This is a genomic window from Rhodopseudomonas sp. NSM, from assembly GCF_052445935.1.
In the GTDB taxonomy this organism is placed as follows: domain Bacteria; phylum Pseudomonadota; class Alphaproteobacteria; order Rhizobiales; family Xanthobacteraceae; genus Rhodopseudomonas.
Genome location: NZ_JBQTCH010000006.1, coordinates 340,094 through 359,514, shown reverse-complemented (window position 1 = coordinate 359,514; position 19,421 = coordinate 340,094). Strand labels below are relative to the sequence as shown.

At 65.5% G+C, this 19,421-nt stretch carries 20 protein-coding genes and 1 tRNA gene; 9 read left to right on the top strand and 12 right to left on the bottom strand.

Translation table 11 applies throughout. The annotated features are described in order from the left end of the window. Positions 1–225 precede the first annotated feature (225 nt). The 6 genes from lptC to ptsN all read left to right on the top strand — a co-directional run bounded on the left by lptC (position 226) and on the right by ptsN (position 5,836). Positions 226–942, top strand: coding sequence for an LPS export ABC transporter periplasmic protein LptC (gene lptC / locus ACTZWT_RS17505; protein WP_444770975.1), 717 nt, complete (start codon positions 226–228; stop codon positions 940–942). Further along, positions 939–1,598 carry an LptA/OstA family protein gene (locus tag ACTZWT_RS17500; protein ID WP_444770941.1) on the top strand — a complete coding sequence of 220 codons (660 nt, stop codon included), beginning with the start codon at positions 939–941 and terminating at the stop codon, positions 1,596–1,598. The genes lptC and ACTZWT_RS17500 overlap by 4 nt, the downstream gene beginning before the upstream one ends. Positions 1,599–1,655: 57 nt before the next feature. Further along, entirely contained in the window at positions 1,656–2,621 is a 966-nt protein-coding gene (lptB, locus tag ACTZWT_RS17495) for an LPS export ABC transporter ATP-binding protein (RefSeq protein ID WP_444770940.1), read from the top strand. Positions 2,622–2,790: 169 nt separating this feature from the next. After that, positions 2,791–4,431, top strand: coding sequence for an RNA polymerase factor sigma-54 (rpoN, locus tag ACTZWT_RS17490; protein WP_444770939.1), 1,641 nt, complete (start codon positions 2,791–2,793; stop codon positions 4,429–4,431). A gap of 55 nt (positions 4,432–4,486) precedes the next feature. Continuing rightward, positions 4,487–5,098 (top strand): ribosome hibernation-promoting factor, HPF/YfiA family, encoded by a 612-nt coding sequence (gene hpf / locus ACTZWT_RS17485; protein WP_444770938.1) that lies wholly within the window; start codon positions 4,487–4,489, stop codon positions 5,096–5,098. Positions 5,099–5,374: 276 nt separating this feature from the next. Next, positions 5,375–5,836 (top strand): PTS IIA-like nitrogen regulatory protein PtsN, encoded by a 462-nt coding sequence (gene ptsN, locus ACTZWT_RS17480; RefSeq protein WP_322514730.1) that lies wholly within the window; start codon positions 5,375–5,377, stop codon positions 5,834–5,836. Positions 5,837–5,968: 132 nt separating this feature from the next. Here ptsN and ACTZWT_RS17475 read toward each other — a convergent pair whose 3' ends face one another. The 11 genes from ACTZWT_RS17475 to ACTZWT_RS17425 form a co-directional block, all read right to left on the bottom strand. Further along, positions 5,969–6,235, bottom strand: coding sequence for a BQ00720 family protein (locus ACTZWT_RS17475; protein ID WP_444770937.1), 267 nt, complete (start codon positions 6,233–6,235; stop codon positions 5,969–5,971). A gap of 50 nt (positions 6,236–6,285) precedes the next feature. Next, positions 6,286–6,711: an Hsp20 family protein gene (locus ACTZWT_RS17470; RefSeq protein WP_444770936.1), complete on the bottom strand. Its 426-nt coding sequence runs from the start codon at positions 6,709–6,711 to the stop codon at positions 6,286–6,288. A gap of 142 nt (positions 6,712–6,853) precedes the next feature. Continuing rightward, on the bottom strand, positions 6,854–7,954 hold the full coding sequence (locus ACTZWT_RS17465; protein WP_444770935.1) for a sn-glycerol-3-phosphate import ATP-binding protein UgpC: 1,101 nt from the start codon (positions 7,952–7,954) through the stop codon (positions 6,854–6,856). Between the two features lie 4 nt (positions 7,955–7,958). Then, positions 7,959–8,807: a sn-glycerol-3-phosphate ABC transporter permease UgpE gene (gene ugpE, locus ACTZWT_RS17460; protein ID WP_444770934.1), complete on the bottom strand. Its 849-nt coding sequence runs from the start codon at positions 8,805–8,807 to the stop codon at positions 7,959–7,961. Next, complete coding sequence (gene ugpA / locus ACTZWT_RS17455) at positions 8,807–9,688, bottom strand: sn-glycerol-3-phosphate ABC transporter permease UgpA (protein ID WP_444770933.1); 882 nt, start codon at positions 9,686–9,688, stop codon at positions 8,807–8,809. The genes ugpE and ugpA overlap by 1 nt, the downstream gene beginning before the upstream one ends. Before the next feature lie 2 nt (positions 9,689–9,690). Continuing rightward, positions 9,691–10,086, bottom strand: a complete 396-nt coding sequence (locus ACTZWT_RS17450; RefSeq protein WP_444770932.1) for an endonuclease domain-containing protein — start codon at positions 10,084–10,086, stop codon at positions 9,691–9,693. A gap of 86 nt (positions 10,087–10,172) precedes the next feature. Next, complete coding sequence (gene ugpB / locus ACTZWT_RS17445) at positions 10,173–11,501, bottom strand: sn-glycerol-3-phosphate ABC transporter substrate-binding protein UgpB (protein WP_444770931.1); 1,329 nt, start codon at positions 11,499–11,501, stop codon at positions 10,173–10,175. Between the two features lie 253 nt (positions 11,502–11,754). Beyond that, on the bottom strand, positions 11,755–12,960 hold the full coding sequence (locus ACTZWT_RS17440; protein WP_444770930.1) for a CaiB/BaiF CoA transferase family protein: 1,206 nt from the start codon (positions 12,958–12,960) through the stop codon (positions 11,755–11,757). Then, positions 12,957–13,238 (bottom strand): GIY-YIG nuclease family protein, encoded by a 282-nt coding sequence (locus ACTZWT_RS17435; protein ID WP_444770929.1) that lies wholly within the window; start codon positions 13,236–13,238, stop codon positions 12,957–12,959. Before ACTZWT_RS17435 ends, ACTZWT_RS17440 begins: the two co-directional genes overlap by 4 nt. 346 nt (positions 13,239–13,584) lie before the next feature. Continuing rightward, positions 13,585–13,660 (bottom strand) — tRNA-Ala (locus tag ACTZWT_RS17430). A 67-nt stretch (positions 13,661–13,727) separates the two neighbouring features. Then, positions 13,728–14,132, bottom strand: a complete 405-nt coding sequence (locus ACTZWT_RS17425) for a TIGR02300 family protein (RefSeq protein ID WP_444770974.1) — start codon at positions 14,130–14,132, stop codon at positions 13,728–13,730. Between the two features lie 146 nt (positions 14,133–14,278). Here ACTZWT_RS17425 and aroA point away from each other — a divergent pair, with 146 nt between their 5' ends. Then, positions 14,279–15,616 (top strand): 3-phosphoshikimate 1-carboxyvinyltransferase, encoded by a 1,338-nt coding sequence (gene aroA, locus ACTZWT_RS17420; RefSeq protein ID WP_444770928.1) that lies wholly within the window; start codon positions 14,279–14,281, stop codon positions 15,614–15,616. A gap of 9 nt (positions 15,617–15,625) precedes the next feature. Here aroA and ACTZWT_RS17415 read toward each other — a convergent pair whose 3' ends face one another. Next, a complete protein-coding gene (locus ACTZWT_RS17415) occupies positions 15,626–16,300 on the bottom strand; it encodes a lysophospholipid acyltransferase family protein (RefSeq protein ID WP_444770927.1) in 675 nt (224 codons plus the stop codon). A gap of 177 nt (positions 16,301–16,477) precedes the next feature. Between ACTZWT_RS17415 and cmk the strand changes: the two genes are divergently transcribed. Next, positions 16,478–17,116: a (d)CMP kinase gene (gene cmk / locus ACTZWT_RS17410; RefSeq protein ID WP_444770926.1), complete on the top strand. Its 639-nt coding sequence runs from the start codon at positions 16,478–16,480 to the stop codon at positions 17,114–17,116. Positions 17,117–17,411: 295 nt separating this feature from the next. Next, positions 17,412–19,109 carry a 30S ribosomal protein S1 gene (gene rpsA / locus ACTZWT_RS17405; protein ID WP_322514743.1) on the top strand — a complete coding sequence of 566 codons (1,698 nt, stop codon included), beginning with the start codon at positions 17,412–17,414 and terminating at the stop codon, positions 19,107–19,109. Positions 19,110–19,421: the final 312 nt, after the last annotated feature.

The window sequence follows — 19,421 nt, the reverse complement described above, 5'->3', positions numbered from 1 at the left end:
TCGTCCTGATGGACTTTTGATCGACCGGTCGCCCAGGTCCCCTCGCCTCTCGCGGCGTTTGTGACTATCTGGGGGTGCTCCCCGCGCCGGAATTCTCCCCGGCCGGCCCCCCGATCCGGAGCGCGAGTGTGAAACAGCGGGGCTCGACGCCGGCCGATCGGCCGGGCGCGGCACCAGGCGGGAGCAGCGGTGGCTTCGGTTCAGGCGGCATCCTATCAGGCCGGCATGGAGGTGCGCTTCGCGGCTGCGGCGCGCCACAGCCGGCTGGTGCGGACGCTGCGAATCGCGGTGCCGCTGGTGGTGGCGCTGTCGATGGCCGCGATCATCGCGATCTCGCTGTTCAATCCGTTTCGCCTGCTGTCGAAACTGCCGCTCGAGGTCGGCGACCTGGTGGTGTCGGGGACCAAGATCACGATGGAATCGCCGCATCTCGCCGGCTTCACCAATGACGGTCGGCCCTACGAGATGTGGGCCCGCTCGGCGACGCAGGATCTGACCAGCCAGGATCATGTCGACCTGCATACGCTGCGGGCCAAGGTCACGAGCGACGATCAGTCCACCGTGCTGATCGAGGCGCGCGACGGCAAGTTCAACACCAAGGCGCAGCTTTTGAATCTGCAGAAGGACGTCTATTTGCGCACCTCGACCGGCAGCGAAGCCTGGATGACCCAGGCCGACATCGACATGGGCAAGGGCACGGTGGCGTCCGACGAACCGGTCGACGTCAAATGGCTCGGCGGTACGTTGCGCGGCCAGCGGCTGCGAATTACCGAGAAAGGCGACGTGATCCGATTCGAGGGCGGAGTGGTAATGAACCTGGACAACGCCAGGCTGCCCGGGCCCGCAGAGGAGACCGATGCGCCGGCGCAGCCGACCTCGACCCCGAAGGCAGATCCGGCGGCCAAGCCGAAATCGTCGCAACGCGAAGTGAACCGTCCATGACCGCAGCCGGCCATCTCTGCGCGCGCCGCATCGTCGCGATCGCCTGTGCGTCCCTTCTCACCGCCGCGATGACCTGCGGCGGCGCCGCTGCGCAGAGCGCGGTGCAGGGCGTGCCGAACGCCATGCAGGGGTTTTCGCAGAACCGCGAACAGCCGATCCAAATCGAATCCGACACGCTGGAGGTCCGAGACAAGAAGAAGGAGGCGACCTTCGCCGGCAGCGTCAAGGTGATCCAGGGCGACACCACCATGACGTCGAAGAGTCTGGTGGTGTTCTACGATCAGGATCAGTCCGACGCCGCCGCCAAGCAGCAGGCCAAGCGCAAGACGATGCCGGCCGCTGCGCCCGGCCCCGGCGGGGCCTCGTCGATCCGCAGGCTCGAAGCCAAGGGCAATGTCGTCGTCACCCAGAAGGATCAGGTGGTGACCGGCGACAGCGCGGTGTTCGACACCAAGACCAATCTGGTGACGATGCTCGGCAGCGTGGTGCTGACCCAGGGCAAGAACGTGGTGCGCGGCGACCGACTGCTGGTCGACATGACCACCGGCGTGTCGCGCGTGGAATCCAACAGCGGCCGGGTGCAGGGTCTGTTTCAATCGTCGGGAAGCGGCACTGGCGGTCCGCTCGGCATCGCACCGACGGGCCAGAAGAAATGACAGCGCGACGGCTTCGAACAACGACGCGGCGCACAGCAGGGCCTGATCGGTAGCGGCATGGTGGACCTTCTCGGCATGTTCCGTCGGCGCGCCCCGAAACAACCTTCGGGCTTCGGGCGCACGCGCATCGACATCACCGCGCTTCAAGGCGAGGTCGGCGATCTGCTGACGGCGCCGGTGCGGGACGCGCCGCCCGTCGCCCGTGCGGCCAGGCATGATGCCTCGCTGGGGCCGCCGACGCCTGCGCAGCCGCGGCCACGCCGACCGGCTGCAGCGCCGAGCGAGCGACGCGAGAGTCATAGCGGCTATCTGGCGGTGCATCGCGTCGAGAAGAGCTTCGGCACCCGCAAGATCGTGCGCGGCGTCAGCATCTATGTCCGCCGCGGCGAGGCCGTCGGCCTGCTCGGCCCGAACGGCGCCGGCAAGACCACGGTGTTCTACATGATCACCGGCCTGATCAAGGCCGACCGCGGCGCGATCGAGCTCGACGGCCACGACGTCACCAAGCTGCCGATGTATCAGCGCGCCCGCCTCGGCATCGGCTATCTGCCGCAGGAAGCCTCGATTTTCCGCGGCCTGAATGTCGAGCAGAACATCCTCGCCGTGCTCGAGGCGGTCGAGCCGGACAAGCGCAGGCGCGAGGCCGAACTCGACAATCTGCTGCACGAGTTCAACATCGAGCGGCTGCGCAAGTCGCCGTCGATCGCGCTGTCCGGCGGCGAGCGCCGCCGCGTCGAAATCGCCCGCGCGCTGGCCAGCCGCCCCAACTACATGCTGCTCGACGAACCGTTCGCCGGCATCGACCCGATCGCCGTCGGCGACATCCAGGACCTGGTCCGGCACCTTACCAATCGCGGTATCGGCGTGTTGATCACCGATCACAACGTCCGCGAAACGCTCGGCCTCACCGACCGCGCCTATATTGTTTATGCCGGCGAGATTCTCACCGAAGGCAGCCCGGAAGAGATCGTCAATAATCCGGACGTCCGCCGGCTTTACCTTGGCGAAGAATTCCGCCTGTAAGCGGTTGCAGTTTCCACGCCGGCGCGGCATGCTTGCGCTGCCTTGCTCGCCCCGCGCTCCCTCCTCGCTGGTGGCCCCCTACTCCGAATTTCCAATTCGTCAAGGCGTGTACATCGGCCACGGAAAGGCGTAAGCAAGAAACGGACCAACTTGGATCGTTCTTGCCACCATGGCACTGACTCAACGCCTCGAGTTCCGACAGTCGCAGTCGCTGGTAATGACGCCGCAGCTGATGCAGGCGATCAAACTGCTGCAACTGTCCAATCTGGATCTCGCGACCTTCGTCGAGGACGAACTCGAGAAGAATCCCCTGCTCGACCGCGCCAGTGACAATGCCGAACCGCCGGTCGCCGGCGAGGCGACGACGGACCGCGCCGAAACCGGCAGCGACGAATTCAGCGGGAGCGACAGCGGCGGAGAGGGTTCGGACTTCTCCGACGGAGTCGGCAGCGACTCGTTCGAGCCGGGCGCCGAAGACTGGATGCACCGCGAGCTCGGCAGCCGCAGCGAGATCGAGCAGACGCTCGATACCGGCATGGAAAACGTGTTCCCGGAAGAGCCGGCCGAGGCCGCCGCCCGCGCCGCGCAGGACGCAGCGCCAGCCTCCTACACCGAATGGGGCGGCGGCGCCTCCAGCGACGAGGGTTACAATCTCGAAGCCTTCGTTGCCGCCGAGACCTCGCTCGCCGATCGCCTCGCCGAACAGCTCGCGGTGGCGCTGACCGCGCCGTCGCAGCGCATGATCGGCCAATATCTGATCGACCTCGTCGACGACGCCGGCTATTTGCCGCCCGACCTCGGCGAGGCCGCAGCACGTCTTGGAACCACCCAGGCCGAAGTCGAGGCGGTGGTCGCCGTGCTGCAGACGTTCGATCCGCCGGGGATCTGCGCGCGTTCGCTGGCCGAATGCCTGGCGATCCAGTTGCGCGAGCTCGACCGGTTCGATCCGGCGATGCAGGCGCTGATCGAGAATCTCGACCTGCTGGCCAAGCGGGATATTGCCAGCCTGCGCAAGCTCTGCGGCGTCGACGACGAAGATCTCGCCGACATGATCGGCGAGATCCGCCATCTCGACCCGAAGCCGGGTCTGAAATTCGGATCGTCGCGGGTGCAGACGGTGGTGCCCGACGTGTTCGTCCGCCCCGGCCCGGACGGCGGCTGGCTGGTGGAGCTCAACAGCGACACGCTGCCGAAGGTCCTCGTCAACCAGTCCTACTATTCCGAACTGTCGAAAACGATCCGCAAGGACGGCGACAAATCCTACTTCTCCGACTGCCTGCAGAACGCCACCTGGCTGGTGCGTGCGCTCGACCAGCGCGCCCGCACCATTCTGAAAGTGGCGACCGAGATCGTGCGTCAGCAGGATGGCTTCTTCACCCACGGCGTCGCGCATCTGCGGCCGCTGAATCTGAAAGCGGTGGCCGACGCGATTCAGATGCACGAGTCGACGGTGTCGCGTGTGACCGCCAACAAGTACATGGCGACCAATCGCGGCACATTCGAGTTGAAGTATTTCTTTACCGCCTCGATCGCATCCGCCGATGGCGGCGAGGCGCACTCGGCCGAAGCCGTGCGCCACCACATCCGGCAGTTGATCGACGGCGAGGTGCCGACCGCTATTCTGTCCGACGACACCATCGTCGAACGGCTGCGCGAAGCCGGCATCGAGATCGCGCGCCGCACGGTCGCGAAATATCGCGAGGCGATGCGCATCCCGTCGTCGGTGCAACGACGGCGCGACAAGCAAAGTATGCTCGGCGCGGCCCTGACGGCGCCCGCCGATCGGTCCCGCGACACCGCTCCGGCTTGATTACGCCGCAGGCAGGACTACTGTCATTTCCCCCAAGGACGAAACGAGGCATCCCATGACTTTTCGGGTCTCCGGCAAGAGCATCAGCGTCGGCGAAGCCCTGCGCGGCCGCGTCAGCGAGCGCACCGAAGAAGTGCTGCGCAAGTATTTCGACGGCAATTATTCGGGCCATATCACGCTGAGCAAGGACGGCTTCGGCTTCCGCACCGACTGCGCGCTGCATCTGGATTCCGGTATCACGCTGGAAGCCGAATCGAACGCGGCCGACGCCTATGCCAGTGCCGATCAGGCGCTGCTGCAGATCGAGAAACGTCTGCGCCGCTACAAGAGCCGGCTGAAGGACCGCTCCGCCCGCAAGGCGCACGCCGAAGCCAGCGCGCTGGCCGAACTGACCGCGCCGGTCGACATGCCGAGCTACGTCATCGAAGCGCCCGGCGGCGACGAGGAGCATTACGAGGACGCTTACAACCCGGTGATCATCGCCGAGGCCACCACCGCGATGAAGCGGCTGTCGGTGAGCGAGGCCGTGGTCGAGCTCGACCTCACCGGCGCGCCCGTGCTGGTGTTCCTTCACGGCAGCTCGGGCCGCGTCAACATCATCTATCGGCGCGCGGACGGCAATATCGGCTGGATCGATCCGCCGGCGCTGAACGGCGCCGCGGCCTGACGGGCAGTGGACGGCGCCGGACCGGCGCGGTTGCGGCGAGATCGGCCATTGACGCCCGTCGACGCCTCTGCCTATGGTCCGCCGCCTTCCGACGCCGGTCCGGAACGGCCGGAATTTGCGACCGCCGGCAGGGATGGTTGATTAGTTAGGTTGATGATTTCAGGGATGTTTTCCCCAGGCCGCGAATGGCTCGGCGGACCTCTGGAATTCGAGCTTGACGCAGCCTGCCCCTGTCCTATTTCACACTGACCGCACAGCTCATCCTCGGAACGCCGCATGACGATTACCGATCTGGTCGCGCCCGAGGCCGTTATCCCGGCGTTGAAAGTCATCAGCAAGAAGCAGGCGCTGCAGGAACTCTCGGCACGCGCCGCGGAACTCACCGGGCAGAACGAACGTGCGGTGTTCGAGGTCTTGCTGCAGCGCGAGAAGCTCGGCACCACCGCGGTCGGATACGGCGTGGCGATTCCGCACGGCAAGCTGCCGAAGCTGGAGCGGCTGTTCGGCCTGTTCGCGCGGCTCGAGCGCCCGATCGATTTCGAGGCGATGGACGGCCAGCCGGTCGATCTGGTCTTCCTGCTGCTGGCGCCCGAAGGGGCCGGCGCCGACCATCTCAAGGCGCTGGCGCGGATCGCCCGCCTGCTCCGCGACCAGGACGTCGCCAAGAAGCTGCGCGCTTCTCGCGACGCCCAGGCGATCTATTCGGTGCTGGCGCTGCCGCCTGCTACGGCCGCATAGTTCGCGGCCGCGCAATGCGGCTGCGAAGAATCAGCTGAGCGGTTTGGTTTGACTGTCCGCGGGTGATTGCGGTCACGGCAAACGCGGGGCCCGTCACCGGACGTCCGCGTTGCGTAACTCAGACATCAGCGTTCAGTGGACGCTGACGGCCTGCAGCTCCTGGCTCCAGGCATTGGCGACCGCCGCCTCGCGGCTGTCGGTCAGCATGATCGGCGTGCCGTCGGCCGAATGCAGAGCAAACAGCTTGATGCCCGGCGCGATATGCGGCGCCTGCGGGAACAGGCCGGGGACATCCTCGGATCGGATCTGCTTCACATAGGCGATATGACCTTCGCCCAGATGCGCCAGCGCTTCCAAGGTGACGCTGGCATTGTCGTGATTTGTGCCCATTCCAGTCATGGTCTCGACTCCTCTGTCAGACTAAGCGGTCGAGTCCGCTACTCGTTCCATTATTCATGTTCCGTGATGGCGATTGTCTTAATGACCCGCTCCGGCTCCGGCCGGACCAGATCGACCGACAACAACCCGTTCTTCAAATCCGCGCCCAGCACCTGCATCCCTTCCGCCAGCACGAAGGTGCGCTGGAAGTGTCGCGCGGCAATGCCGCGATGGATGTATTGCCGGGTCTTGTCATCCTGCTGCCGGCCCCTGATGACGAGTTGATTTTCCTCAATCGTGACATCGAGTTGTTCGCGGGTGAAACCCGCCACCGCGAGCGTGATCCGGAGTCGTTCCGGATCGCCGTTGCCGCGCTCGCAGCGCTCGATGTTGTAGGGAGGATACCCGTCGGCACCTTTCACGACGCGGTCGAGCGCACGCTCGATCTCGTCGAATCCCAGCAGAAAGGGACTTGATAACGAAGGAACACGAGACATCACAAAGTCCTCTCGAAGCGACTTTGAGGGGGTCCTTCACGGCACCCCTGACCGTCCGGCACCGCGCCGTCCGGTCCAACCCAATATGGGCAATGCACCACAAGTCTTCAAGAAGGCCGAAACATTGCAATCGGCCAATGGGTTAGACCCCGACCTCGATGCGGCGCCGGCCGTCGGCGCTGAACAGGTGCAAATGTTGCGGCAAAGCCGTGGCAAACATGCGATCGCCGACCGCCGGCGCCTCCTGGCCCGGAACCCGGACGATGATGTCGTCCGCCGGTAGTTCTCCCGGCTTCCTGCTGATCGCGGTCGGGCGGCCGTGGCCTGATCGGGTCCCGTAGATGAAGGTCTCCGGCCCGACCCGCTCGATCGCCTCGACGGTGAGGTCAAGCGACAGCCCGTCCGTCGCTGCGGGCTCCCGTGAGATTACCAGGTCCTCGGGGCGGACGCCGAGAATGCCGGCTCCGGTCGCGGCGTTGCCGAACCGGGCGCGGACGCCCTCGGCGTCGAGCGGCATCAGGTTCATCGGTGGCGCGCCGATGAAGGAGGCGACGAAGGTCGTCGCCGGCCTGGCGTAGACGTCGAGCGGCGAGCCGATCTGCTCGACCTGGCCGGCGTTCATCACCACCAGAATGTCGGCCAGCGTCATCGCCTCGAGCTGGTCGTGGGTGACGTAGATCGCGGTGGTGCCGAGCCGGCGCTGCAGCTTGCGGATCTCGACCCGCATCGCCACCCGCAGCTTGGCGTCGAGGTTGGACAACGGCTCGTCGAACAGGAACACTTTGGGCTGGCGCACGATGGCGCGGCCCATCGCGACGCGCTGGCGCTGGCCGCCGGACAGTTGCCGCGGCTTGCGATCGAGCATCGCGCCGATCTCGAGAATCCGCGCCGCCTCCTGCACCCGCGCCTCGATCTCGGGCTTCGGCATGCCGCGATTGCGCAGGCCGTAGGCCATGTTGTTGTAGACGCTCATATGCGGATACAGCGCGTAGTTCTGGAACACCATCGCGATGTCGCGGTCGGCCGGCTCGATCTGGTTGACGATTCGGCCGCCGATCTCGATCTCGCCGGCGGTGATGGTCTCCAGCCCCGCCACCATCCGCAGCAGCGTGGACTTGCCGCAGCCGGAGGGGCCGACCAGCACACAGAACTGGCCGTCGCCGACTTCGAAATCGACGCCCTTGATGGCCTCGAAGCCGCCCGGATAGGTCTTGCGGACGTTGCGGAGAACGACGTTGGCCACGATGCTACTTCTCCGTCTCGACCAGACCGCGCACGAACAGTTTCTGCATCAGCACCACCACGGCGACCGGCGGCAGCATCGCCAGCACCGCGGTCGCCATCACCACCGGCCATTCGGTCAGCGCGTCGGACGTCACGATCATCTTGCGGATGCCGATCTGGATGGTCTGCATGTCGTCGCGCGTGGTGATCAGCAGCGGCCACAGATACTGGTTCCAGCCGAGGATGAACAGGATCACGAACAGCGCCGCCATGTTGGTGCGCGACAGCGGCAGCAGCGTATCCCAGAAGAACCGGAACGGCCCGGCGCCGTCGATCCGCGACGCCTCCAGCAATTCGTCCGGGACCGTCATGAAGAACTGCCGGAACAGCAGCGTCGCGGTCGCCGAGGCGATCAGCGGCAGCGTCAGCCCGGCGTAGCTGTCGAGCAGATTGAGGTCTGCGACGATCTTGTAGGTCGGATAGATCCGGACCTCGACCGGCAGCATCAATGTTATGAAGATCAGCCAGAAGATCGTCATCCGGAACGGGAACCGGAAATACACGATCGCATAGGCCGAGATCAGCGAGATCGCGATCTTGCCGACCGCGATCAGCATCGCCATCACGAAGGAGTTGAACAGCATGGTGCCGACCGGCTCGCGGGTGGTGCCCGAGGTGCCGACGAACAGCGTCTGATAATAGGTGTCGAGAAAATGCCCGCCCGGCAGCAGCGACATCTGGCCGTTGGCGATGGTGGCGTTGTCCTGGGTCGAGGCGACGAAGGCGATGTAGACCGGGAACGCCACGATCAGCACGCCGGCCCACAGGATCAGGTGCGGCAGCAGGTTTCCGAATCGGCGGTGCTCGACCATCAGTAGTTGACCTTGCGCTCGACGAAGCGGAACTGGAACGCGGTGAGCGCGATGACGATGCCCATCAGGATCACCGACTGCGCCGCCGAGCTGCCGAGATTGCCGCCGAGCAGGCCGTCGCTGTAGACCTTGTAGACCAGCGTCTCGGTGGCCTTGGCGGGGCCGCCGCGGGTCATGGTGTCGATGATGCCGAAGGTTTCGAAGAACGCGTAGACGATGTTGACGACGATCAGGAAGAAGATCGTCGGCGACAGCAGCGGGAAGACGATGGTCCAGAACCGCCGCATCGGCCGCGCGCCGTCGATCGCCGCCGCCTCGATCACGCTACCCGGGATAGCCTGCAGGCCGGCGAGGAAGAACAGGAAATTGTAGGAGATCTGCTTCCATGCCGCGGCGAGAATGATCAGCGTCGCGGCCTGGTTGCCGTCGAGCAGCGGGTTCCAGTCGACGCCGAGCGCGCGCAGGCCGTGGGCGATGACGCCGAGCGACGGGTTGAGCATGAAAATCCACAGCACGCCGACCACCGGCGGCGCCACCGCATAGGGCCAGATCAGCAGCGTGCGATAGAACATCGAGCCGCGCAGCGGCCGGTCCGCCATCACCGCCAGCAGCAGCGCCAGCGACAGTGACGACACCGCGATCAGAACCGAAAACAGGAAGGTGCGCAGGATCGCGCTGAAGTAATCCGGGTCGCTGAGCAGTTCCTGATAGTTCTCGAACCAGACGAAAGTGGTCGACAGCCCGAACGCATCCTGCAGCAGGAACGACTGCACCACCGCCTGCAGGGCCGGCCAATAGAAGAACACCAGCACCACCGCGAGCTGCGGCAGCACCAGCCAATAGGGCAGGAATTTCGACCGGAAGACGGATTGCTTCTGCATGATCAGCTCCCCTCCCCCCGCTCTTGCGGCGGGGAGGGGTCGGGGGTGGGGGGAGCCGCGCGCACGGCGTCTACGATGGTCTGCATCACGCCGTCGATGTTCTGGAGGACATCGTTATTCCAGAAACGCAATACGCGATAGCCCGCCGCCTCGAGATAGTCCGTTCGAACGACATCGGCGGCCGATCCGTCGTGTTGGCCGCCGTCGATTTCGATGACGAGGCGGAGCGCATGGCAGGCGAAATCCGCGTAATAGGGGCCGATCGTCGCTTGCCGGCGGAAATGAGCCTCGCCGAACGCGGGGCGACGCAGTCGTTGCCACAGCTTTCGTTCGGCGTCCGTCGGGTTTTGACGGAGGCTCCGCGCTCGGTGGATCCGCTGGTCGACTGTGCGCGCCATCAGCGTTCGTGCCTGGGGCACCCCCCACCCCCGACCCCTCCCCGCCGCAAGGGCGGGGGGAGGGGAGATCGCGGGCGATGGAGTGCTTACTTCACCGCGGTCTTTTCGAACTGCCGCAGCATCACGTTGCCGCGGGTGACGGCGGCGTCGAGGGCTTCCTTGGCGGTCTTCTTGCCGGCGAGCGCCTGCTCGATTTCCTCGGCCCAGACGTCGCGCAGCTGCACCATGTTGCCGAGCCGCAGGCCGCGGGAATTCTCGGTCGGCTGCTTGTTGGTCAGTTCCTTGATCGGGGTCTCGAGATAGGGCTGGTCCTTGTAGAAGCCCTCGGCCTTGGCCTTCTCGTAGGCGGCCTTGGTGATCGGCAGATAGCCCGACGCCTTGTGCACCGCGACCTGACGATCGGTGTCGGACAGGAAGGCGAGGAACTTGGCGACGCCCTTGTATTCGTCCGGCGTTTTGCCGCCCATCACCCACAGCGAGGCGCCGCCGATGATCGAATTCTGCGGCGCTCCTTCGACGTCCGGATAGTAGGGCATCGGCGCATTGGTCCAGTTGAACTTGGCCTGCGACTTGACGTTGCCGAAGAAGCCCGACGAGGTCAGGAAGATCGGGCACTCGCCGGAGGTGAAGCGGCCCTCGCCGGTGTTGGTGCGGCCGGAATAGTCGAAGGTCTTGTCCTTCTGCAGCTCGACCAGTTTTTCGAGGTGCTTGACCTGCAGCGGGCCGTTGAATTCGAGTTTGGTGTCGAAGCCGTCGAGGCCGTTGGCCTTGCTGGCCAGCGGCACATTGTGCCAGGCCGAGAGCTGCTCGAGATTGACCCAGGTCACCCAGGCGGTGGAGAAGCCGCAGGTGGCGTAGCCGGCCGCCTTCAGCTTCTTGGCATCCTCGAACACCTGCGGCCAGGTCTTCGGGACTTCGGCGATGTCGGCCTTCTTGAGCGCGTCGAGATTGACCCACATCACCGTCGACGACGAGTTGAACGGGAACGACAGCATCTCGCCCTTGGAGGTCGAGTAGTAGCCGGTGATCGCCGGCAGGTAGGCGTTCGGGTCGAACGGCTCGCCGGTCTCCTGCATCAGCTTGTAGACCGGCTTCACCGCACCGGTCGCTGCCATCATGGTGGCGGTGCCGACCTCGAACACCTGCATGATGTGCGGCGCGTTGCCGGCGCGGAACGCCGCGATACCGGCGTTCATGGTGTCGGCGTAGCTGCCCTTGTAGGTCGGGACGACCTTGTAGTCGCTTTGCGCGGCGTTGAATTCGTTGGCGAGCTTGACCACGACCTCGTTGTTGCCGCCAGTCATCGCGTGCCACCACTGGATCTCGGTCGCCGCCTGCGCCGGCGCGGCGATCGCGAGCGTTGTGGCGATCGTCGTCGCCAGCGCAGCGGTCAGAGCTTTCAAACGGAATGCCATCGAGAACCTCCCAGTTCAGCCGTCATCTTCGTGTGGCGCGCGTTAGCAGCGCTGGATGACAAACACATGACCGTATACAGCGGCCAGACCGTAGGGGGAAAGCGGTCAGCCTACCAAACAAGAATAAAGACTGATGCGGGGACGGCGGGTGCGGCGCACTGCATTGCAGCGCACCGGATTACAGCACACGGGGTCCAGCCCCATCAGCCTGCGCGGCGAAACCGCGGGCGCCGCAGCGCCCGCAGCTCGGGGATCAGCGCTTGCGTTCCGGCCCGCTGACGATGCCGTCGGCCACGAGCTTCGAGACCTCGTCCGGCGTGTAGCCGAACTCGCCCAGAACGTCGCCGGCGTGCTGGCTGAAGGTCGGCGGAATGTGGCGCAGGCTAGCCTTGGTGCGGTCGAACCGGATCGGCGAGGCGATGCCCTTGTACCAGTCCTTCTCGATGATATCGCCGCGGGCCTTGACGTGCTCGCTGGCCAGCGCCTTGTCGATCGCCTGCACCGGCCCGGCCGGCAGGCCGGCGGCGAGCAGCTTGCGGCACAGCGGCTCTGCGTCGTGCTGGGTCAGAATCGCCTCCAGCTCCGCGCGCAGCGCCAGGCGATTTTCGACGCGGTCGCGGTTGCGGGCGAAGCGCGGATCGGTTCCGAGCTCCGGCCTGCCGAGTTCGCGGCACAGCTTGCGGAAGGTGCCGTCATTGCCGACGCCCATGAAGATGTTGCCGTCCCGTGCCGCGAACACCGAATACGGATAGAGATTCGGATGCTCGTTGCCGGTGCGCGCCGGCGGCTTGCCGTGAATGAAGAAGTTGGCGGCGTGCGGATGCATGATCGCCAGCCCGGTCTCGAACAGCGTCGCCTCGACGAACTGCCCGAGCCCCGATTTCTGCCGCTCCAGCAGCGCCATCAGGATGCCGGTGCAGGCGTAGAGCCCGGTCGCCATGTCGACCAATGCGACGCCGATGCGGGTCGGGCCGCTGTCCGGCGTGCCGGTCGATTCCATCAGCCCGACCATCGACTGGATGATGGCGTCGTAGCCGGGGTGGCCGCCATGCGGACCGTCGCCGCCGAAGCCCGAGATCCGGCAATGCACGAGCTGCGGAAATTTCGCCCGCAGCACCTCGTTGCCGATGCCCCATTTGTCGAGCGTGCCCGGCTTGAAGTTCTCGATCATGACGTCGGCGTCTTCGAGCATCTTCATCAGCACAATGCGGCCGCCCTCGGAGGCGAGGTCGAGGCCGATCGAGCGCTTGTTGCGGTTGGTGCCGATGAAATACGCCGCGTCGTCGTCGTGGAACGGCGGGCCCCAGTCGCGGGTCTCGTCGCCGGCCGGCGGCTCGACCTTGATGACGTCGGCGCCGTGATCGGCGAGAATCTGGGTGCAATACGGGCCGCCGAGCACGCGCGACAGATCGATCACGCGCAAACCGGCAATGGCGCCGGGCATCAGGGGAGAAGTCATGAGGGCTTTCTTATTGAAGCTTTGATGCAAGACGGAGGACAGAGCCGCTTGTTGGCAAATGCTCTGCCCGAATGGGACTTCAGATAGTGTTCGAACTCCAGAGCTTTGAACTTATCGGGAAAGGCACAATACCAGCACAGTTCCCAAGGCATGAACTTCGAGGTGTGTGGCGACCTTCCGGTATTGTGATCCTTGATCCGCATTTTTAGATCGGCGGTCGCACCCGTGTAAACCTGATCGGGATGGCTGAGGCTGCGGATGATGTAGACGTACCACATTCCCCACCTCCGCAAAGATCGCGCAAGTTTCGAGCGGCGCCGCCCGCTTCGATGGCTCCCAGAGGGAGGCTAGCGAGGCTCGCTCACGGACGTGAAGACTAAATCAAAATCGCGGGGAAACTGGACGGGCACCACGCGAAGCACAAATGTGCTGCGTTGCAGCCCGTCTTCGCCGACGGCTTCGCCGGGCACCACGCTTCGCCAAGTGGCTTAGCGCGGCTGCGCCACGCGAAGCCAAGGTGTGTGCTGCGTTGCAGCCCGTCTTCGCCCTGTGGGCTTCGCCGGGCACCACGCTTCGCCAAGTGGCTTAGCGCGGCTGCGCCACGCGAAGCCACTTGGCGAAGCGTGGTGGAGCCAGGCGGGATCGAACCGCCGACCTCTTGCATGCCATGCAAGCGCTCTCCCAGCTGAGCTATGGCCCCTGAAGCCTGGGTGCGCGCGGAGAAATCACCGCGCGCGGCATTCGTTGATCACAGATCGGCGACGATCTCAAGTCTCCTCATCGCCGGAAACGTCACCAATGATGTCGGTGACGTCTTCATCGCCTTCTTCCTCGTCGGCAATGAAGGTCGAATCGTCGTCGTCCTCGATCGATTCGTCGATCTCGATGTCGTCCTCGGACTCCGGAACGACGGCCTTGACCTTGCCGGTCTTCTCCTCGGCATCGGCCTCCTCGAGCGACACCAGCTCTTCGGACTCCATCGCCTCGGGCGCCTCGGCGGCGGCGGGGGCTGCGGCAGCGCGGGAGTCGGCCCGGCTGCGCGATGCCACTACCGGCGCGATCGGCACGACTTCGCCGGTATAGGGCGAGATCACCGGAGTCTTGTTCAGATCGTAGAACTTTTTGCCTGTCACCGGGCAAATACGTTTGGTTCCGAGATCGGATTTCGCCACTTGTGCAACCTTGGGATTTCTTGAAAAACGGTGCTTCACTTGGCTAGTTGCCACGCTGCTGTCAATAGCGGTTTATGCGAAGCGGCCGCCGTGCGACGCGCGCGGCCGCAATTCGATCACGCGCCCGGCGCGCAGGGGACCCCATCTTGAGCCATTCCGACCACACCTCGCCGCTCGAGGCGCGCAAAAGCGCGGCGCTCAGCGGGACCGCCCGCGTCCCCGGCGACAAGTCGATTTCCCACCGCGCGCTGATTCTCGGCGCGCTCGCGGTCGGCGAGACCCGGATTTCCGGCCTGCTGGAAGGCGAGGACGTGCTCAATACCGCGAAGGCGATGCGGGCGCTGGGCGCGCAGGTCGAGCGCACCGGCGATTGCGCCTGGCGCGTCCACGGCGTCGGTGTCGCAGGCTTCGCGGAGCCCGCCGCGCCGCTCGATTTCGGCAATTCCGGCACCGGCTGCCGGCTGGCGATGGGCGCGGTGGCGGGTTCGCCGATTTCCGCGACCTTCGATGGCGACGCCTCGCTGCGCTCCAGACCGATGCGGCGGATCGTCGATCCGCTGGAACAGATGGGCGCGCGGGTGACGCAGAGCGCCGAGGGCGGCCGGCTGCCGCTGACGCTGGCCGGCGCGCGCGACCCGCTGCCGATCACCTACCGTACCCCGGTGCCGTCGGCGCAGATCAAATCCGCGGTGCTGCTGGCCGGCCTGTCGGCGCCGGGCATCACCACCGTGATCGAGGCCGAGGCCAGCCGCGACCATACCGAGCTGATGCTGCAGCATTTCGGCGCGACGGTCGTGACCGTGCCCGAAGGCGCCCATGGCCGGAAGATTTCGCTGACCGGCCAGCCCGAATTGCGCGGCGCGCCGGTGGTGGTGCCGGCGGACCCCTCTTCGGCGGCGTTCCCGATGGTCGCGGCGCTGATCGTGCCGGGCTCCGACGTGATGCTGACCGAGGTGATGACCAACCCGCTGCGCACCGGGCTGATCACCACGCTGCGCGAGATGGGCGGCGCGATCGAGCAGAGCGAGACCCGCGGCGACAGCGGCGAGCCGATGGCGCGCTTCCGGATTCGCGGCTCGCAATTGCGCGGCGTCGAGGTGCCGCCGGAGCGGGCGCCGTCGATGATCGACGAATATCTGGTGCTGGCGGTCGCGGCCGCCTTCGCCGAGGGCACCACCGTGATGCGCGGCCTGCACGAATTGCGGGTGAAGGAAAGCGACCGGCTCGAGGCGACCGCGGCCATGCTGCGGGTCAACGGCGTCAGGGTCGAGATTTCGGGCGACGACCTGATCGTCGAGGGCAGAGGCCATGTGCCGGGCGGCGGCCTGGTTGCCACCCACATGGATCACCGCATCGCGATGTCGGCGCTGGTGATGGGGCTCGCGGCGGACAAGCCGGTGAAAGTCGACGACACCGCCTTCATCGCCACCAGCTTCCCGGACTTCGTGCCGATGATGCGCCGGCTCGGCGGCGAGTTCGCCTGAGCGACTGCCTCATGCCGGCTCGACCGGCACGCGGCCGACCAGCCGGTCGGTCTCCTGCTGCGCGGCGGTCAGCGAGGCCGACAGCCGCGCCCGGATCTCTGCGCGATCGGCATCCGCATCGACGATGATCGGTTCGCCGAACCGGATCGCGACCTTCGAGAACAGGCCCGGCAGCAGCAGCCGGTCCCAGCTTCGCAGCAGCTTGCCGCGCTGCAGGCTGACCGCGGCCGGCAGGATCGGCAGGCCGGTGAGCCTTGCGAGGTCGAGAATGCCGTCATTGTTGATGTGCATGCGCGGGCCGCGCGGACCATCGGGCGTCACGAACAGGCTGTGGCCGTCGCGCGCCAGCCGCAGCATCTCGCGCGCCGCCCGCATGCCGCCCTTGGAACTCGACCCGACCGCGGTCTGGATCCCGTACAGGGCGCCGGCCTTGCTGATGATCTGGCCGTCGCGGTGACCGCTGATCAGCGCGATCAGGGGTTTGCCGCCATTGCGCAGCATCGGCAGCGTGTTCAGCCGTCCGTGCCACATCGCCAGGATATATGGCTCCGCAATCGGAAACGGCGTGCGATCGAACCGGCCGGTCCAGATCACGACCTGCAAATAGGCCGCGGCCGGAATCACCGCCGCCCACTGGAATGCGTCGCTCCTCAGGATGCGTTTGACGAAAGCAGGAGTGGCCATACCGAGGATTGTCCGGGCAAATCATGTCGCGGCGCGCAGGGCTGATTTCCGCGGCTCGCGGGTTTATATCGGCCGGCGGCAAGCTGCAAACCGCGCCGCTTGAAATCCCTCTATCCGCCGTGTTGAAGAGCAGCCGCGCTGCTCCGCGCCGGGACCGACTGGAAAGCTGAAGACCGCATGATCATCGCCATCGACGGACCGGCCGCCTCCGGCAAGGGCACGCTCGGCAAGCGGCTCGCCGCTCATTACGGCTTTCGGCACCTCGACACCGGGGTGATCTACCGTGCCGTCGCCAAGGTGTTGCTCGACGGCGGCGCCGATCTGAGCGACGAGGCCCAGGCCGTCGCCGCCGCGCGCGGGCTCGATCCGGGCATTTTCGGCGACCCGGCGCTGAAGAGCCAGGCCGTCGGCGACGCCGCCTCGGTGATTTCGGCCTATCCAAAGGTCCGCGAGGTGCTGGTCGGCTTCCAGCGGCAATTCGCCGCCGAACCGCCGGGCGCGGTGCTCGACGGCCGCGACATCGGAACCGTGATCTGCCCGGACGCCGACGTGAAGATCTTCGTCGTCGCCGACCCGAAGGTGCGCGCCTTGCGCCGGACGCTCGAGGCGCAGGCCCGCGGCGAGCCGGCCGACGAGGCGGTGATCCTGGCCGACATCCTCAAGCGCGACGAACGCGACCGAAACCGCAGCGCAGCGCCGCTGAAGCAAGCGCCGGATGCGGTCTTGCTCGATAATTCCAATTTGGATATAGAAGGCGGCGTCCGGGCCGCCATCGCTATTGTCGAGGCCGTTCGAGCGGGCCGGCGTCGGGTCTGAGGACCAAACCGACGCCGTCATTGGAGGAACGCCCGCTCCACGGTTCTGTACAGATGGTCGAACGCACAACGCCCAGGCCCGATTAGGCCTGTCGTTCTCGTTCTGCGCCCCGCGTTTCTTGGAATGACAGCTTCTCGATCCGATGCTTCGGATCAACGGCTCGACCGTGCAGGCATGCTGCCGGCCCGCTCTGCAATGATTTGCAGGGCGGTCGTCAGGTTCGCGGACCCCTGACACTGCGCGCGCGAGACGTCCCTCAACCGAACTGCCGGCGACATCCGCATCTGGAGAACAAATGGCTTCGACTGATACTTACAATCCGACCCGCGACGATTTCGCCGCGATGCTCGACGAGTCCTTTGCGGGTGGCAATCTGCAGGAAAGCTCCGTCATCAAGGGCATCGTCGTCGCGATCGAAAAGGACATGGCCGTCATCGACGTCGGCCTGAAGACCGAAGGCCGCGTGGCGCTGCGTGAATTCGCAGGACCCGGCCGTGAAAGCGAATTGAAGGTCGGCGACACCGTCGAAGTGTTCCTCGACCGGATCGAGAACGCCCTCGGCGAAGCCGTTCTGTCGCGCGACAAAGCGCGCCGCGAAGAGAGCTGGGGCAAGCTCGAGAAGGCCTTCCAGGGCAACGAGAAGGTGTTCGGCGTCATCTTCAACCAGGTCAAGGGCGGCTTCACGGTCGACCTCGACGGCGCCGTGGCGTTCCTGCCGCGCTCGCAGGTCGACATCCGTCCGATCCGCGACGTCGCGCCGCTGATGAACAACTCGCAGCCGTTCCAGATCCTCAAGATGGACCGCCGCCGCGGCAACATCGTGGTGTCGCGCCGCACGGTTCTCGAAGAGACCCGCGCCGAGCAGCGCCAGGAGCTGGTGCAGAACCTCGAAGAGGGTCAGGTGATCGACGGCGTGGTCAAGAACATCACCGATTACGGTGCGTTCGTCGACCTCGGCGGCATCGACGGCCTGCTGCACGTGACCGACATCGCATGGCGTCGCGTCAACCACCCGACCGAAGTCCTGACGATCGGCCAGACCGTCAAGGTCAAGATCATCAAGATCAACCACGAGACCCACCGCATCTCGCTCGGCATGAAGCAGCTGCTGGACGATCCGTGGCAGGGCATCGAGGCCAAGTACCCGCTGAACGCGCGCTTCACCGGCCGCGTCACCAACATCACCGACTACGGCGCGTTCGTCGAGCTCGAGCCGGGTATCGAAGGCCTGATCCACGTCTCCGAGATGTCGTGGACGAAGAAGAACATGCACCCCGGCAAGATCGTTTCGACCTCGCAGGAAGTCGAAGTGCAGGTGCTCGAGGTGGATTCGGTCAAGCGCCGGATTTCGCTCGGCCTCAAGCAGACGATGCGCAACCCGTGGGAAGTGTTCGTCGAGAAGTATCCGGTCGGCTCGACCGTCGAAGGCGAAGTCAAGAACAAGACCGAGTTCGGGTTGTTCTTGGGCCTCGACGGCGACGTCGACGGCATGGTGCATCTGTCGGACCTCGACTGGAAGCAGCCGGGCGAGCAGGTGATCGACAACTTCAAGAAGGGCGACATGGTCAAGGCCATCGTCCTCGACGTCGATGTCGAGAAGGAGCGGATCTCGCTCGGCGTCAAGCAGCTCGAAGGCGACCCCTTCGCCGAGCCGGGCGACGTCAAGAAGGGCGCGATCGTGACCTGCGAAGTGCTGGAAGTGAAGGAATCGGGCATCGACGTGCAGATCGTCGGCACCGACTTCGCCACCTTCATCAAGCGCTCGGAACTGGCGCGCGACCGCAACGATCAGCGCAGCGACCGCTTCGCGGTCGGTGAGAAGGTCGACGCCCGCGTGATCCAGTTCGACAAGAAGGCCCGCAAGGTCCAGGTGTCGATCAAGGCGCTGGAAGTCGCGGAAGAGAAGGAAGCCATCGCGCAGTACGGCTCGTCCGATTCGGGCGCGACGCTGGGCGACATTCTCGGCACCGCGCTCAAGCAGCGCGACAAGTAAGCTCAGGCTTACCGCCGACCAACATCAGGGCTCCGGCATCGCCGGGGCCCTTTTTGTTTGTCTCGCCCCGCAGCCAAACACCACGCCGTCATGCCCGGGCTCGTCCCGGGCATCCACGACTTTACGGACTCCGCGACAGAAAGATCGTAGATGGCCGGGACAAGCCCGGCCATGACGAAGCAAAGGTCACGCGCAGTCACCGCGGCGTACCGTCGCCTGCACCTTGTTTTCTTCATATTGGGGCGCAATTGATGTAATCCCGTCACGGGAAATCAACGATCCCCTTTGAAAACCGTGAATAGTATTTCGCCG